General features: G+C 51.6%; 9 protein-coding genes. 1 reads left to right on the top strand and 8 read right to left on the bottom strand.

Annotated features, from left to right (window positions below; translation table 11 throughout):
• Positions 1 to 3: 3 nt before the first annotated feature.
• From EHT25_RS24440 to EHT25_RS24430, 3 genes are all read right to left on the bottom strand, one after another.
• Positions 4 to 2,412: an ABC transporter permease gene (locus EHT25_RS24440; protein ID WP_124877813.1), complete on the bottom strand. Its 2,409-nt coding sequence runs from the start codon at positions 2,410 to 2,412 to the stop codon at positions 4 to 6.
• Positions 2,413 to 2,575: 163 nt separating this feature from the next.
• Positions 2,576 to 5,041: an ABC transporter permease gene (locus EHT25_RS24435; RefSeq protein ID WP_124877812.1), complete on the bottom strand. Its 2,466-nt coding sequence runs from the start codon at positions 5,039 to 5,041 to the stop codon at positions 2,576 to 2,578.
• Between the two features lie 74 nt (positions 5,042 to 5,115).
• Positions 5,116 to 7,488 carry an ABC transporter permease gene (locus EHT25_RS24430; protein WP_124877811.1) on the bottom strand — a complete coding sequence of 791 codons (2,373 nt, stop codon included), beginning with the start codon at positions 7,486 to 7,488 and terminating at the stop codon, positions 5,116 to 5,118.
• Positions 7,489 to 7,539: 51 nt separating this feature from the next.
• Here EHT25_RS24430 and EHT25_RS24425 point away from each other — a divergent pair, with 51 nt between their 5' ends.
• Positions 7,540 to 8,007 carry a Uma2 family endonuclease gene (locus tag EHT25_RS24425; protein ID WP_124877810.1) on the top strand — a complete coding sequence of 156 codons (468 nt, stop codon included), beginning with the start codon at positions 7,540 to 7,542 and terminating at the stop codon, positions 8,005 to 8,007.
• An 18-nt stretch (positions 8,008 to 8,025) separates the two neighbouring features.
• Here the strand turns inward: EHT25_RS24425 and EHT25_RS24420 are convergent, their stop codons facing one another.
• From EHT25_RS24420 to EHT25_RS24400, 5 genes are all read right to left on the bottom strand, one after another.
• Entirely contained in the window at positions 8,026 to 10,443 is a 2,418-nt protein-coding gene (locus EHT25_RS24420; RefSeq protein WP_124877809.1) for an ABC transporter permease, read from the bottom strand.
• Between the two features lie 111 nt (positions 10,444 to 10,554).
• On the bottom strand, positions 10,555 to 12,975 hold the full coding sequence (locus EHT25_RS24415) for an ABC transporter permease (RefSeq protein WP_124877808.1): 2,421 nt from the start codon (positions 12,973 to 12,975) through the stop codon (positions 10,555 to 10,557).
• A gap of 108 nt (positions 12,976 to 13,083) precedes the next feature.
• Complete coding sequence (locus tag EHT25_RS24410) at positions 13,084 to 13,278, bottom strand: hypothetical protein (RefSeq protein WP_124877807.1); 195 nt, start codon at positions 13,276 to 13,278, stop codon at positions 13,084 to 13,086.
• Positions 13,279 to 13,386: 108 nt separating this feature from the next.
• Entirely contained in the window at positions 13,387 to 14,064 is a 678-nt protein-coding gene (locus EHT25_RS24405; RefSeq protein WP_124877806.1) for an ABC transporter ATP-binding protein, read from the bottom strand.
• Between the two features lie 81 nt (positions 14,065 to 14,145).
• On the bottom strand, positions 14,146 to 15,393 hold the full coding sequence (locus EHT25_RS24400) for an efflux RND transporter periplasmic adaptor subunit (RefSeq protein WP_124877805.1): 1,248 nt from the start codon (positions 15,391 to 15,393) through the stop codon (positions 14,146 to 14,148).
• Positions 15,394 to 15,553 lie beyond the last annotated feature (160 nt).

Genomic DNA, 15,553 nt, shown 5'->3' with positions numbered 1-15,553 from the left:
GATTTATTCTGATCGTAAACTCTTCACGGGATTCATCAAAGCCGCCCTGATACTTTGAAAACTGACGGTTAAAAACGCAATTCCAACCGCACCGAAACCAGCCAGGGCAAATACCCACCAGTCCACCGAAATTCGGTAAGCGAAGTCCGCCAGCCAGTCGTTCATGGCGTACCACGCAATCGGTGAAGCGAGCAGAATGGCGATGATCACCAGTTGCAGGAAATCTTTCGAAAGCAATCTAACAATGTTGGCAACCGACGCGCCCAACACCTTCCGGACGCCGATTTCTTTCGTCCTTCGTTCGGCCGTATAAGTCGTCAGGGCAAACAAGCCCAGGCAGGCAATCAATATGGCCAAACCGGCAAATAAGCCGAACAAAGTCGACAGTTGCTGTTCGGTTTTGTATTGCCGGTTAAAGTCCTCATCCAGAAAGTAGTAGTCAAAATCATAGCCCGGAAATCGCTTCTGCCAAAACCGCTCCACCTCCGCGACGGAAGTCCGCAGGTCGCCTGTACCCAGCCGCAGCGACAAATACCGGTACGTATATGCCGGGGTGATGAAGGTCAGAATTGGTTTGATTTTCTGCTGCAATCCATGCTGATGAAAGTCGGCAATGACACCCACGACCCGTCCATCTTCCAGCCCCGACGACTGAACCCGTTTCCCAATGGCCTCTTCCGGTTTCCAGCCAATGGCTCTACAAGCGGCTTCGTTCAGCAGTACCCCCTGTTTGGCGTCCATTGCAAACCGTTTCGAATAATCACGTCCGGCCCGTAAGGTCAGGCCCAGCGTTTTGACGTAATCGTGATCGACCGGAATCACTTCCATCGACAAAGTTTGATCGTGGGGCCGACCTTCGGGATAAACAATCTGGCCGTTCCAGCCATCGCGGCCCGGCAGAGCCGATACGCCCGTCACCGACTTGACGTTTGGCAATGAAGCAACCTGTTGTTTGAGACTTTCATAGTTGTTAATAAAATCCATGCGGGGCAGTTTCCGCAGCTCAATCGACAGAACGCGTTCCTTGTTGAATCCCAGATTCTGGCTTTGCATAAACCGCAACTGCCGGACAACTACGATGGTACTGATAATGAGAATCAGCGAAATGCTGAATTGAAAAACCACCAATCCGCGACGCATCCACGCGCCTTTTGCGGTTACGATCTGTCCTTTCAGCGTGTCGACCGGTCGGAAACGCGCCAGCAGCAAAGCCGGATACCAGCCCGCCAGTAAACCGGTCAGAGCGAGAAAACCGACGCCAATCAAAACCGTAACGGGCTGGCTCAGGATGACCGGAGAGATAGTTTTTCCGGTCAATTCATTCAGAAATGGCAAGGTCAGGTGCATCACCAAAACCGCCAGCAAACCGGCCAGAAACGCCAGTAGCAGCGATTCGCCGAGGAATTGACCCAACAGGGCCGTATAAGCGGCTCCGATGGCCTTGCGGACACCCACTTCTTTGGCCCGCTCCCCTTGGTGGGCTGTCGTCAGGTTCACGAAGTTAATCCCCGCCAGGAGTAACAGAAACAAACCGATCACACCCAGCAACTGGAGTTGTTGTGCACTGCCCGTCGTTCGGTTGGCCCCGCCAGGATCGGGAATACCGGTGGAATGGAGATAAATCGACGGCATTGCTTCCAGCGAGTGCGTCACGTAAATTCCGTTATTGCGGTATTCTTCCCCGTTGTATTTCATGGGCAGAGCCGAAATTTTCTTCTCAGCCACCGCCGGATTCGCATTTTCGGGTAGCAGGACGTAACAGAACTCATCCCAAGTGAACCACTCGCCTTCAGTCGAATTGCCTACAGCGTAATACGTTGCCATCGACAGCAGCACCTGAAAACTGAGGTGGGAAGGTGGCGGATCAGCCAAAACGCCCGTTATTTTAAAGGGAAGAGTGTCACTCAGCATCAGGGTTTTACCGAGCACCGGGCCGTCGCCAAAATATTTCCGGGCCATGTTTTCCGTCAATACCAGCGAATACGGGTCGCGCAGGGCGGTTTTCGGATCTCCTTCGAGCAGTGGAAACGTAAACGTGGTCAGGAAATCCGCACCTACGTACAACTCCCGGTCGTAGAAATATCGGTTTTTGTTTTTGATCGGGAAATTCGCCCAATGCACCTGCACGATCGATTCGATCTCGGGAACTTCCTGCCGGATGGCCTGCGCGAGCGGTCGCCCAACCGTGTTGGCCGCCCGTTCCGTTTCCCCTTTGGTGACGGTATTGGTCACAACCCGGTAAATCCGGTGGCCTTTTTCGTGAAACCGGTCAACGCCCCACTCGTCGAAAATATAGAGCGCAATCAACCCGCAAGCCGCCAGACCAATGGTCAGCCCCAATACCGTGGTCAGGGTATAAACCTTGTTCTTGAGCAGCGTCCGAACAGTTATTTTCCAGTAGTTTCTTAGCATAGCTGTACGTTTTCTGAACTGGGATTACGCGGATTAAATCGGACCGCCGTAGCGGCTAGGATTGCTACCGCTGTTTTTTAATCCGCAGGATATCTTCTTAATCCCGCAACGGCGGACCGTTTTAATCCGCGTAATCCCACGGGGTCGCCCGAGCGGTTCAAGACTATTCACTCCGAAGCGAGTTCACCGGATTCATCAACGCGGCTTTAATACTCTGGAAGCTGACGGTCAGGAACGCGATCAGCAAGGCTAAACCGCCTGAAACCGCGAAAATCCACCACGGAATGGTAATCTTATAGGCGAAATTCTGCAACCATTTGTTCATGACCCACCACCCAATTGGCGAGGCAATCAGAATGGCGATGATGACCAGCTTCAGAAAATCGTTGGAAAGCAACAGCACAATGCTGGTTACCGAGGCTCCCAGCACCTTCCGAACGCCTATTTCCTTCGTCCGTTGCTGGGCCGCAAAAGCCGCCAGCCCGAACAAACCCAGGCACGAAATCAGAATGGAAATGGCCGTAAACCAGGTAACAATGCGGGACGTTCGGGCTTCGGCCTGGTAGTTTTTCTGAAAATCTTCGTTCAGAAACGTGTATTCAAACGGTTCGTCGGGGCGCAGGGCTTTCCACTTCTGTTCCAGAAAACCCAGCACATTTTCCATATTTTCCGAATTGACGTGCGCAATGATGTAGTTAAAATTCGGGCGCGTCATCAGCATAAAGGCGTACGGCTCAATGGGCTGGTGCAGGTTTTCGTAATGAAAATCCTTCAAAACACCAATTACTTCGTAGTTGTACGTTTGCCCATGCCAGTTGAAATTCAGCCTTTGTCCAATCGCTTTGTTGAGTGGAATCTGGAGTTTTCGCAGCGTTGATTCGTTGACAATGAGCCGGTTATTGGTATCACCCGGAAACTGCCGAGAGAACAACCGTCCGGCCACCAGCTTGAAGCCCATCGTTTTCAGGTATTCAAAATCGACCTCGCTGTTTTTGATATTCTGCATTTCATTCACGGTTTGGTCCGGGCGATACAAACCGAAATCCGTGGGGTTGATTATCCCCGGATAATACTGCGTTCCGGCCGCCGAAATCACCTGATTATTTTGCAGAATTTCGTTGCGAAACGCCGTATAAACCGCCCTGGATTCGCTACTCCGAAGCGGAATCGCAATCTGCTGATCCTGCGTGAAACCCAATGATTGATTCCGCAAAAACCGCATCTGTTCCTGAATGACGATCGTGGCCAGCACCAGACCAATCGAGATCACAAACTGAAAAACCACCAGGCCGCGACGCAAGGCCACCGCCGACAGGCTGTTGACAAACTTGCCGTTCGTGGCCCCGCCTTTCAACACCTGAGCTGGGTTGAACATCGACAGGAAAAAAGCCGGGTAACTTCCCGCGACCAAACCGGTCAGCAATGATAATCCGATGAAGGTCAGGGCAATCGGCGGCTCCATCAACTCCGAACCCAGCAAGGCTTTCCCCGCCAGTTGGTTAAAAACCGGTAGCAATAAGGAAACCAGTGCAAACGCAATGACCAGCCCAATCAGCGACAAAACCATCGACTCGCCCAGAAACTGACCAATCAGTGAACCACGCTCGGCACCCATTACCTTTCGAATACCGACCTCAGCCGCCCGTTTGGCGGAGCGTGCTGTCGACAGATTCATGAAATTGATGCAGGCAATCAGTAGGGTAAAAACCGCAATCGACGCCAGAATGTAGAGGTACGTCGTGCTATTTGTCGGCGTGACAATACTCTGAATCTTGCTGTACAAATGCAAATCCGGAACCGGGATCAGGAACAGCCGTTTATCGTAACCATACCGCTTCAATTCACTCCGCATGTACTTTTCGACGAAGGCCGGTATTTTTTTTTCCAGTTGTTTCGGGTCTGTGTCTGGTCTGAGCCGCAGATACGTTTGAAACAGGTTGTTATTGGTATAATCCATTTGCCGCTGACGCAGGTAATTCCCGATCATCCCGGCATACATCGGCACAAAAAACCGGGCGTCGATGTGGGAACGGGCGCTTTCATCGCGAAAAACGCCCGAAACACGGAAGTTTTCGCCATTGCCCGTCGAACCGCTGATCCTGACGGTTTTATTCAAAGCCGGGGTGTTTCCAAAAAGCTTGTGCGCTACCTCTTCCGACAAAACAATCGAATTGGGCTGAAACAGGGCTTTTTTGGGGCTTCCTTCCGTAAATTGGTAGGAAAACAGGTCAAAAAACGTCGAGTCGACCTGATAACCCTGCGTTTCGTAAAATGACTTCATCGGCTTGCCCGGTTCCTGCACCTGCAACAACGCCTTTTCATCCATGATGTTGATGTAGAGCCGCGCCACCTTTTCGACCTCGGGAAATTCCGCCTGAATCGCGGCCGCCAACGGCCCCGAAAGCCGGGGATATTCTTCATTTAGTCCTGGTGACTTCACCTCGCTCGACATCAAATACAATTCATTCGCGTGCTGGTGGTGTTGATCGAACGACAGTTCGCTGCGGATATACAGCAACAATAACAGGCAACACGTCAGCCCAACCGACAGACCGAGAATGTTGATAGCCGAGAACGTCTTGTTTCTCAATAGATTCCGGATGGCGATTTTCAGGTAGTTCGTTAGCATAGGAAAAAGAATTAGGGAAGAAAGGAGGATGAGAGGATGGGAGTCAGCGCTTTTCTCCGTTCTCCTTTCCTTCTCTATTCCGTTTTTAGGCTCTTCACCGGATTCATCAAAGCCGCGCGTATCGACTGGAACGAAACCGTCGTGAACGCGATCAAAACCGCCAGCAAACCGGCCAGTACAAACACCCACCATTCCAGGTCAATCTTGTAGGCGAAATTCTGCAGCCATTGATTCATCGCCCACCACGCCACGGGCGAAGCAATCAGAATTCCAATCAGCACCAGCTTCAGAAAATCTTTGGAAAGCAGCGCCACAATGCCCGTCACCGATGCACCCAGCACTTTGCGAATGCCGATTTCCTTCATCCGCTGCTGAGCCGTGAACGTTGCCAGCCCGAATAAGCCCAAACACGAAACCAGGATGGCGACGCCCGAGAAAAAGTTGAATAAGGCTCCCGTCCGCTGTTCCGATTTGTACATATCGTTGTACTGAACATCCATAAACTGGTACTCAAATGGATAATCGGGGCTGTATTTTTTCCAGAGTTTTTCGGCCGCAGCGACCGCTTTTGGGGCGTCGCGACCGGTGGTTTTGATGTAAATTCGGCCGAAATTGGTATTGTCGCGGTAGAAAAAAACCGCCGGTTCCACTTTTTGCCGGAGCGACGCAAAATGAAAATCTTTCACGACGCCAATAATTGTTCCCTTCGTCTGGCCCAGCGTAAACCATTTGCCGATCGGATTTTTGATACCCGCATTTTTGACCGCCGTTTCGTTTAAAATGACGTGCATCGAATCGGTTTTCGAACCGGTAAAGGCTTCTCCAGCCGCCATTTTCAGGCCGAATGACGAAATGAAATCCTTTTCCACCCGCATCCGTGTGACAATAAACATGCTGTTTTTAGGCTTTCCTTCCCAGTCCGTATCGCCGGTGGAGTTTCCAATACCGATCAGATTCCCGTTGGAAGCGGTCACATGGTTTACGCTCGGTTCGCGGGACAATTCGGCTTTCAGAGCCTCATAATGCTTCGACATTTCCTCCGTTAACCAGAAGGAAAAAACGTTTTCCCGGTCATAGCCCAGGTTGCGCTCACGCATAAACCGCAGTTGATTGCCAATGATGAGCGTTCCTACAATCAGGGCTGTTGAAAAGGCAAACTGCGTGATAACCAGTGTCTGGCGGAACGTAACTCTTCTGCCTCCAATCGCCATTTTCCCGCGCAACACCTTTAGCGGCTCAAACGACGACAGCACCAGAGCCGGGTAGATTCCCGCAACGGCCAGGGTGAACACCAACACGCCAATCAGCACCAGCCAGACCTGCGGATCAGACAGCGAAAACGGCTGCGTTTTGCCGGTCAGTTCATGATAGGTTGATTCCAGCCCGCTGATCAGCCCGATAGCCAGCACCAGCGCGACGACAAAAATCAGGAGTGATTCGGCCAGAAACTGACCAATCAGGTGTCTGCGTCCGGCGCCTACCACTTTCCGAACACTAACCTCCTTGGCCCGCTGCGTGGCCTGCGCCGTCGCCAGATTCACGTAATTGATGCAGCCAATCGCCAGCAGAATCAGGGCGACAATTCCCATCATTTTGACTTCCTGTATCGCGCCCTGCGTGCCATCCGGCCGGTATAGATGAATGTCATGCAGGGGCTGAAGGCGATATACCGTTGCCTGATCATATTTGTTGCTGGCGTGGTGAACGTCCGTCAGAGCTTTTGCCAGTTTATCCAGATTGGCCCGGGGATCAAGACGGAAAAAGGTCTGCGCGTACCAGTTGCCCCAGTCCGAGTCCATCGATTTCCAGTAGTCGTTGGCCTGATAACCCTTGGCGACGATTTCCAGCGGGAACAGCATATTGCACCGGATGCTGGAGTTATCGGGGAAATCCCGGACAATACCGCTAACGACGTAATTTTTATTGTTCCGGACGGAATAGAGCATTTTTCCCACCGGTTCGGCTGCGCCAAAATATTTCAAAGCCGCCGATTCCGTCAGCACCACGGTTTGCAGATCCGGGAAAGGTCGGCTCCGGTTTCCCTTCACCCACTCGAAATTGAAAAACGTAAAAAAAGCCGGATCGACGTAGACGGCTTTCTCTTCCACCAGGGTCTTATCACCTACTTTGAAAGGCGACATGTCGTAATTCCCCACAATCCGCACGGCCTCTTCCACGCCCGGCATTTGCTGCCGGGCGTAGGCGGCCACCGGGGCGACAATCTGCCCGGAAAACTGTTGCGATGCGCCCGATCCAAAACCGCCGTTGACGCGATAAATCCGGTCGCTCTGCGCATGAAACCGGTCGAAACTCAACTCGTCTTTTACCCACCACAACAGCAAAACGCTGATTCCCAGCGCCACCGCCAATCCACCGATGTTGATGGCGGAATAACCTTTGTTGTTGATCAGTCCGCGCCAGGCGGTTTTGAAGTAATTGCGGATCATAAGACCGTTATTGGTTCGTTTTCGTTATTTTTGAAAAAATCCCGTTGCGCTATGGAAACGCCTTTTCATGATCTGATCGAAGAATATCACTCCGAAGATATTATGTCGTTGAACCATTCCCGGTTAATTCATCGAATCAGCGTTGCCCTTGATCGTTACGATGCAGAATATGATATATTCCCCGAACTTGAACTCGAACTAGCGACTGGCAAATGCAAACCCGATATTTGCGTCTATCCTAAAATGCCTTACGACTGGCTTAATGACGTTATTTATTTTAAAAATCCACCGGTTATGGCCGTCGAAGTACTTTCGCCCAAACAGGGTTTGTCGGACATTACTGACAAAGTGACCAAAATTTACTTCCCGGCAGGTGTCAAAACCGTCTGGATAGTTGTTCCAGGATTACAACTGATCCAGGTCCTGACTTCCGATGGAAAGCGCTTCACTTCAACGGAAGGTATTTTAACGGATCCTGCTACCCAAATCCAACTCGATACTTCGTATATCTTTCGATAACCGTATCCTCTGCGCAATCTATTCCGAACGCAACGACGTCACCGGGTTCATCAGCGCGGCTTTGACCGACTGGAACGAAACCGTCAGCAAAGCAATCAGCAGCACCAGCGCGAACGGCAACACAAACAGCCACCATTGCACCTCGGCCCGGAACGCGTACGTATTCAGCCACTGACTCACGGCGTACCACGCCAGGGGTGTTGCCACCACGCAGGCAATCAGAATCAAAGCCGCAAACTCTTTGTATAACATCTGCACGATTTCGGGAACCGTTGCGCCAAGTACTTTCCGAATGCCGATTTCTTTCGTCCGCTGGGCGGTGGTGAATGACGCCAGACCGAACAGCCCCAAACAGGCTACCAGAATTGCTAAACCGGTGAACAAACCGAATACCTGTCCAAACCGCTGATCGGCCTTGTACTGGGCGTCGAAATGTTCGTCCAGGAAGAAATACTCGAACGGGTTGCCGGGGAAAAACCGGTCCCACTCGCTCCGAACGGTTGCAATCGTTGAATTAGCCTCTTTGGAAGCCATTTTGATCGAAAAATAACCGCCCGCATCCGGAATCAGCCGGAGAATGAGCGGTTCGTAGGCATCGCGCAACGACTGCTGGTGGAAGTTATCGGTCACGCCCACAATCGTAAAATAGTCCCCCCAGAAATCAATTTCCTTGCCGATTGCCTCTGCGGGGTTGTTAAAACCGAGTTGTTTAATCGCCATTTTATTGAAAATGACGGCTTTCTTTTCCAGACCGTATTCCTTGGAGAAATCGCGACCGGCGACGAGTTTCAGGTTAAAGGTTTTCAGAAAGTCATAGTCCACGGCAATCACGCGGTACTGCGTTCCTTTGCTCGGATCGGCGCCTTTCATCCGGATCGTGCCCGCATTCCAGTCCGAGGCCTGTCCGGGTACCACGGAAGACGCACTGATGCTCCGAATCGAGGGCTGCCGCAGCAATTCGTCCTTGAAGGCCAGCATTTGCCGCATGAAGGTCGAATCCGTCCGGATGATCGGCGGATTGACCACCAGCGTCTGGTCGATGTCCAGGCCAAGGCTTTGGCCCCGCATGAACTGAATCTGCCGGAAAACCGCCAGCGTGCCGACCAGCAGAAAGAGCGAGGCAGCGAACTGAAAAACAACCAGCGATTTCCGCAACACCACGCCCTGGCGCGAAGTCACCATCTTCCCTTTCAAAACCGTAATGGGGCGGAAACCCGACAGCACAAAAGCCGGATACAGACCCGAAAAGAACGTTCCGATCACAAACAAAACGCCCAACGCCAGCCAGAACGAACCGCTACCGAGCAGCGATAGAGTCAGTTGCTGACCCGACAAGCTGTTGAAAAGCGGCATCACGGCGGCCACAAAAACCAGCGCCAGCAAAACCGCCAGTCCGTTGAGCAGCACGGATTCGATCAGGAACTGCCGGATCAACTGCCCCCGTTGCGAACCAACGGTTTTGCGAATGCCGACTTCTTTCGCCCGGTTGATGGCCCGCGCTGTCGCCAGGTTGATATAGTTCACCCACGCAATAATCACGATGAAGAACGCAATGCCCAGCAGCAGGTAAACCGTGTTGCCGTCGCCGTTCGGTTCGGCCTCTTCCATAAAGTGCGAATAGAGGTGAATATCCCGTAACGGTTGCAGTTTATAAACCGCACCCGCGTCGTACTTACGGAGTTCGGCCCCGATCGTTTTTTCGATGTAGGGCACGAATTTAGCTTCCAGCGCTGTCGGATTCGCATCCGGACGCAGCAGCAAATACGACATCGCGCCGTCCCACATCCAGGCGTTGTCCGGATTGTTGTCCGGCCCCATGTCTTTGATGAACGTGAGGTGTGGAATCAGCAGGTCGGCGTGTAGGTGCGTATTGGCGGGCATGTCTTTGTAAATACCCACTACTTTGACATCTTTCCGCTGATTTAACTTAATGCTTTTGCCCACAGCCTGCTCGTTACCGAACAGCTTCTTCGCCACCGATTCAGACAAAACAACGGTGTTGGGTTCGGCCAGTACGGTTTTCGGATCACCGGCCAGAAGCGGATATGAGAAGATCTTGAAGAACGATTCGCTGGCCGTGAACACCTTCTCGACTTTCAGGCTTTTTTCGCCATAATCGGCAATCATCGCCCGGTTTTTCAGCACTTTGACGTAATCCTCGACTTCGGGGAAATTAGCCTTGAACGAATTACCAGCCGCCTGCGCCCCACCCGCCCATTGCGTGCTCAGTTTTCCTTTGTCGTAACGATCCTGTTTGACGCGGTAAATCCGGTCGGCTTTGGTATGAAACCGGTCGTAACTCAGCTCAAAGTCAACATACTGCAAAATCAGCAGACAGGCGGCAATGCCGATCGCCAGCCCGACAATGTTGATCCCTGAAAAAACCTTGTGCCGAATCAGGTTCCGGAAAGCGATTTTGAAATAGTTCGTTAGCATATTGGTTTAGATTAAAGGAGAAAGGGAGGAAATGAAGGAAAGGAAGAGGCAAAAAGGGAGTATATATCGCTTATCGCTTCCTCCTTTCGTCCTCTTCTCCCATCCTCCTTTTTATTCCGAACGAAGTGAAGAAACCGGATTCATCAAGGCGGTTTTGATGCTTTGGAAACTGACCGTTGCGAAGGCGATTAAAACCGCCAGTAAACCGGCCAGCGCGAAAATCCACCATTCGATGCTGATCTTGAAGGCATATTCTTCCAGCCATTGCGCCATCAGCCACCAGGCCACCGGCGTTGCAATGACAATGGCGACCAGTACCAGTTTCAGGAAATCTTTCGACAACAAGGCCACAATACTCGCAACGCTGGCACCCAGCACTTTCCGAACGCCAATTTCTTTCGTCCGCTGGGCCATCACCATGACGGCAATCGCAAACAGGCCCATGCAGGAGAGCAGAATGGCGATACCGGCCGCGCTGATGAACATCTTCGACATCCGTTCTTCCGACTGGTATTGCCGGTTGGTGTTTTCGTCCAGAAAACTTCCCTGAAATTCGGATTTGGGGGCGATCTCTTCCCAGGTTTTTTTCAGTACTTCCATTGTCGCCGGGATGTTATCAGGGGCCACTTTGACCAGCACATACCCGATCGGCCAATCATGGCTGATCAACAGGGTGTTGGGCTGAATCGTCTTTTTCAGCGATTCGTGGTGGTAATCCTTGACAACTCCGATAACCTGCATCGGCGGTTCGCCATCATTCACGTTCAATAATGTCCCGACCGGATTTTTCTCGCCCAGTTGTTTTGCCATCGTTTCGTTGATGACGACGCTGGTGATCGTGTCCGTCGCGTACTGGCGGGAGAAATCGCGACCCGCGATGAGTTTAATATCGAGCGTTTTCAGGTAATCATAATCGACGGGTTGCCAATGGCTCCGAACCGTTCGGTTTTTATGGTCAAAACCAACAATGGACGTCACGCTGGAACCGTCGCGGCCCCGGCCAAAGTTCTTGTAGGCCCCCGTAATACTCAGCACCTTGGGCTGCTGCACCAGTTTATCGCGGAGAAGATTGAGCACCTGCCGACCGTTGTAATGACCACCCACCGGAATACTGATCACCTGGCTTTCGTTGTAGCCCAGGGGCATGTTCCGCAGGAACGTAACCTGCTGCCAGGCAATCATCGTGCAGCCGATCAGAAAGGTTGCGATGGCGAATTGAACGATGAGCAATGTATTCCGAACGGTCCCGGTTTTGCCCAGCGAAACCTTGCCTTTCAGGATTTGCGTCGTGTTGAGTCGGGAAACAAACAGGGCCGGATAACCGCCCGCTACGAAGGTTATGAGCAGAAAAACCGCTCCCATCGCCAGCATCAGACCAGGCGCAAACAAACTGCTGAGGGTTGTCCGGTTGCGGAAAATGCCGTTGAACTGATCGAGCAGCATCATGGCGAGCAAACTGCCGAGCACCAGCGCAATCAGGCACAGAATGAGCGCTTCGCCCCAGAACTGGAAAACCAGTTGTTGCTTTAGCGCACCGAGGACTTTTCGCATTCCAACTTCGCGGGAACGCGTCATGGAGCGGGCCGTGGACAGGTTGATGAAGTTGATACAGGCAATCAGGACAATAAAACCGGCAACGACCAGCAACAGAATGGGATACGAGCGTTTCACCGGCGAGTCATTTGCGCCACCGATTTCCGTATCGAAATGCAAATCCCGGAGAGGCAACAACCGCAAACTGATCAGGTCGCCGTTTTCGTCCCGTTGTCCGCCGTCGCGTTTCCGGCTCTGGATTGCCTTCGCATAATGCTTGGTTACAAACGGCCGCAGTCGCTGCTCGAAAGCCGTTTCGGTTATTTTTTTATCCAACTGCACATAAACCGAATGGAACTGGTTATCCCAGCTATTTTTGTTCGCCTGGTAGTCCGGATAGGCTTCAAACCGGGCCAGAATGTCGAATTTAATGCTGGAATTCTCCGGAAAATCGGCCAGCACGCCCGACACGACAAACGGCTTCCAGGCTTCGTTCTGCTGTAGCAACAGGGTTTTTCCAATGGGGTCGGCACTGCCGAAGATCGACCGGGCGGCATTTTTGCTGATGACCACATTGCTCAGGCTGTTCAGGGCTGTTGCCGGATTGCCTTTCAGCATCGGAAACGAGAACATCTCGAAAAAGTCGGGATCGACGAACTGAACCCGTTTTTCGAACTCCTGATTCCGGTACTGAATCAGCCCACCCCCTTCAACAATCCGGGTGACGTGGGCAAGTTCCGGCATCAGGTCGTTCCGGAGTGCCGGAGCCAGGGGTGTCGGCATGGTTCCCGATTTTTCGGTGGGGCCGGATTGGTCGTAGACCATATACAACTGGTCGCGGTTGACGTGAAAATCGTCGAACGACAGTTGGGTCCAGGCGGTCAGAAACAGCAAAAGGCAGCTCGCAAAAGCTACTGACATGCCAACGACATTGACCAGCGCATACGTTTTGTGTTTCCACAGATTGCGCAGCGCAATTTTGATGTAATTGAATAGCATAAGAAGCCGGATCGCCGATGAGATGAACGGAATGAAATACCGATATACATTGTCCGGTTCTGTCGCCCAGGCAATGTACGCGCGCTTTCGCAGGTAGTTACAGTCTTGCTAACTGGCCAGGGCCCGGACGTATTTCATCAGCGTCGGTTCCGGCAGTTTACAGGCTGAGCGCTGACCATCCTTTGTTTTCGGCACATATTGTTTCACCTTCCGGTGGGCCGAAAAAAGGTTCTGAGGATGACCCATCGCAGACGCAGACAGGCCGGTGCAAACCAGTAACAACAAAAGGATCAGCGTTTTCATAATAAGGTCTTGAACCGGGATTACGCGGATTCAAGGATTAAGAGGATTAGCTACCGAAATCTTTTATATCTTCAAAATCCTTGAATCTGCGTAATCCCGGTTCAGAAATTAGACGTGGAAATTCTCCGTCACAATCTTGCCGTCGAACAGGTTGACAATCCGGTGGGCAAAACCGGCATCGTAGGGTGAGTGCGTCACCATGATGATGGTCGTTCCTTCGGTATTCAACTGGTTCAGCAATTTCATTACCTCCTCGCCATTGGTCGAGTCAAGGTTACCCGTCGGCTCATCGGCCAGGATCATCTTGGGTTTGGCAACCACGGCGCGGGCGATGGCCGTCCGTTGTTGCTGACCACCCGATAGTTGCTGCGGAAAGTGGTTGCGCCGGTGCATGATGTTCATCCGTTCCAACACTTCTTCCACTGCTTTTTTGCGATCGTCGGCAGGGGTTTTCAGGTATAGCAAAGGCAGTTCGACGTTTTCGTAAACCGTCAGTTCGTCGATGAGGTTAAAACTCTGGAACACGAAGCCGATGGAGCCTTTGCGGAGTTGCGCCCGCTGGCGTTCCGACATCTTCGATACCTCAGTACCGTAGAAGTGGTATTCGCCTTCCGACGGGTTGTCCAGCAGACCGAGGATGTTCAGCAAGGTGGATTTTCCACAACCTGACGGGCCCATCATGGCCACAAACTCGCCGTCTTTGACATCCATGGAAATGCCATGCAGCGCAGTGGTTTCGACTTCTTCAGTCGCGAAAACTTTTTGTAGGTTAACGGTACGTATCATATTTCTGAACTGGTTTCTGGTATAAAATTGGCTGAACCGGGATTACGCGGATTAAAACGGTCCGCGTAATCCCGGTTCAGATTAGAATTCGAGGACTTCGTTATCACCAAAGTTTTCGTACGACGACGTAATCACCTGATCGCCTGGTTCCAGACCGGTCAGGACTTCGAAATATTCGGGGTTTTTACGGCCCAGTGTAATGTTCCGTTTCACGGCCCGGTTTCCCACTTTATCGACCACATACACCCAATTACCACCCGTGTCGGAGAAGAAACCGCCTACCGGCAGCAGGGTTGCTTTCGAGGCTTTGCCCAGTTCCAGCTGAATTGGGGTCGACTGCCCACGTTTGATACCCGCCGGAGCGCCTTTCGGGAAAATCATGTCCACTTCAAACCGTCCGTTGCGAATTTCCGGGTACAAGCGGGTAATCTGTAAGGTGTTGTTGGCGCCGTTGTATTCAAAGGTTCCGTTCAGTCCGGTGAAAATGCGGTTGTTGTAGTGTTCGTCAATGCCGACGCGCATTTTAAAACCGTTCAAATCATCGATCTGGCCAATATTCTGCCCTTGATTAATGTTGGAACCAACTTCCACATCAATCGATGACAACTGACCCGAAACCGGTGCTTTCACCACGAGGTTGTTCAGCGTTTGTTGCCAGAGCGCCACGTTTTTCTGGGTCCGTGCCAGCGTTTCTTCCAGTTGCTTGATCTGAATCAGGGAGTTTTCCTGCTGGTATTTCTGCGATTCGACTTCAATTTTCCGTTGCTCAACCAGCCGGTCGTAATCCCGTTTGGCCGTCAGGTACTCCTGCTCGGGAACCGCTTTATCTTTGAATAATTTAGCCTGACGATCAAACGCATCTTTGGCTTTATCGAGTTGAAAATCAAGGTCTGACAACGATTTTTGCAGCGTATAGCGTTCAACCCGCAAGCGTTGACGGGTATTTTGCAGGTCGTTAACCAATCGGTTGGCTTCCGTTTCTGACTGGAGGAAGTTGAGCCGCAGATTCTGGTTTTCCAGTTTAAGCAACACTTCGCCCTGCTTCACCATCGCACCGCCTTCAACCAGTTTCTCCGTTACATATCCACCGGCGATGGCATCGAGCCGGATCGTTTTCAAGGGCTGAACCACACCGGTTACCACAATAAAATCATCAAAAGTCCCGGTTGAAACCGTTGAAATGGTAATTTTATCCTTCTCGACGTTCAATTTCGAACGGTGATCGGCCCATAGAAAGTTGTAAGCCAGCAATCCAAGTACTGCTACAGCACCGATTCCAATTGCAATCCGCTGGCTTGTCCAAAATCGTTTAGGTAATACGCGATCCATTACTTCTAAAAATTGATTAGTTAAATAGTTGATTGGTAGAATAACACTTTACTGGCAATTCTCATCTGTTCTCATTAATGCCAATTGACGTGCCAGTAATTTAATACCACTGACTATCAAACACTTGCCAATGATTTGAACTGATTTTTCTGTCCACATG

The organism is Larkinella rosea (assembly GCF_003858635.1).
GTDB classification, from domain to species: Bacteria; Bacteroidota; Bacteroidia; order Cytophagales; family Spirosomataceae; genus Larkinella; species Larkinella rosea.
Note: the sequence above shows the minus strand (reverse complement) of the source record. Positions and strands in the feature narration are given on the sequence as shown.

What these genes read in the sequence shown, in the direction of transcription:
- EHT25_RS24440 (WP_124877813.1), bottom strand. Translation starts at nt 2,412, where the DNA reads ATGCTAAGAAACTACTGGAAAATAACTGTTCGGACGCTGCTCAAGAAC.
- EHT25_RS24435 (WP_124877812.1), bottom strand. Translation starts at nt 5,041, where the DNA reads ATGCTAACGAACTACCTGAAAATCGCCATCCGGAATCTATTGAGAAAC.
- EHT25_RS24430 (WP_124877811.1), bottom strand. Translation starts at nt 7,488, where the DNA reads ATGATCCGCAATTACTTCAAAACCGCCTGGCGCGGACTGATCAACAAC.
- EHT25_RS24425 (WP_124877810.1), top strand. Translation starts at nt 7,540, where the DNA reads ATGGAAACGCCTTTTCATGATCTGATCGAAGAATATCACTCCGAAGAT.
- EHT25_RS24420 (WP_124877809.1), bottom strand. Translation starts at nt 10,443, where the DNA reads ATGCTAACGAACTATTTCAAAATCGCTTTCCGGAACCTGATTCGGCAC.
- EHT25_RS24415 (WP_124877808.1), bottom strand. Translation starts at nt 12,975, where the DNA reads ATGCTATTCAATTACATCAAAATTGCGCTGCGCAATCTGTGGAAACAC.
- EHT25_RS24410 (WP_124877807.1), bottom strand. Translation starts at nt 13,278, where the DNA reads ATGAAAACGCTGATCCTTTTGTTGTTACTGGTTTGCACCGGCCTGTCT.
- EHT25_RS24405 (WP_124877806.1), bottom strand. Translation starts at nt 14,064, where the DNA reads ATGATACGTACCGTTAACCTACAAAAAGTTTTCGCGACTGAAGAAGTC.
- EHT25_RS24400 (WP_124877805.1), bottom strand. Translation starts at nt 15,393, where the DNA reads ATGGATCGCGTATTACCTAAACGATTTTGGACAAGCCAGCGGATTGCA.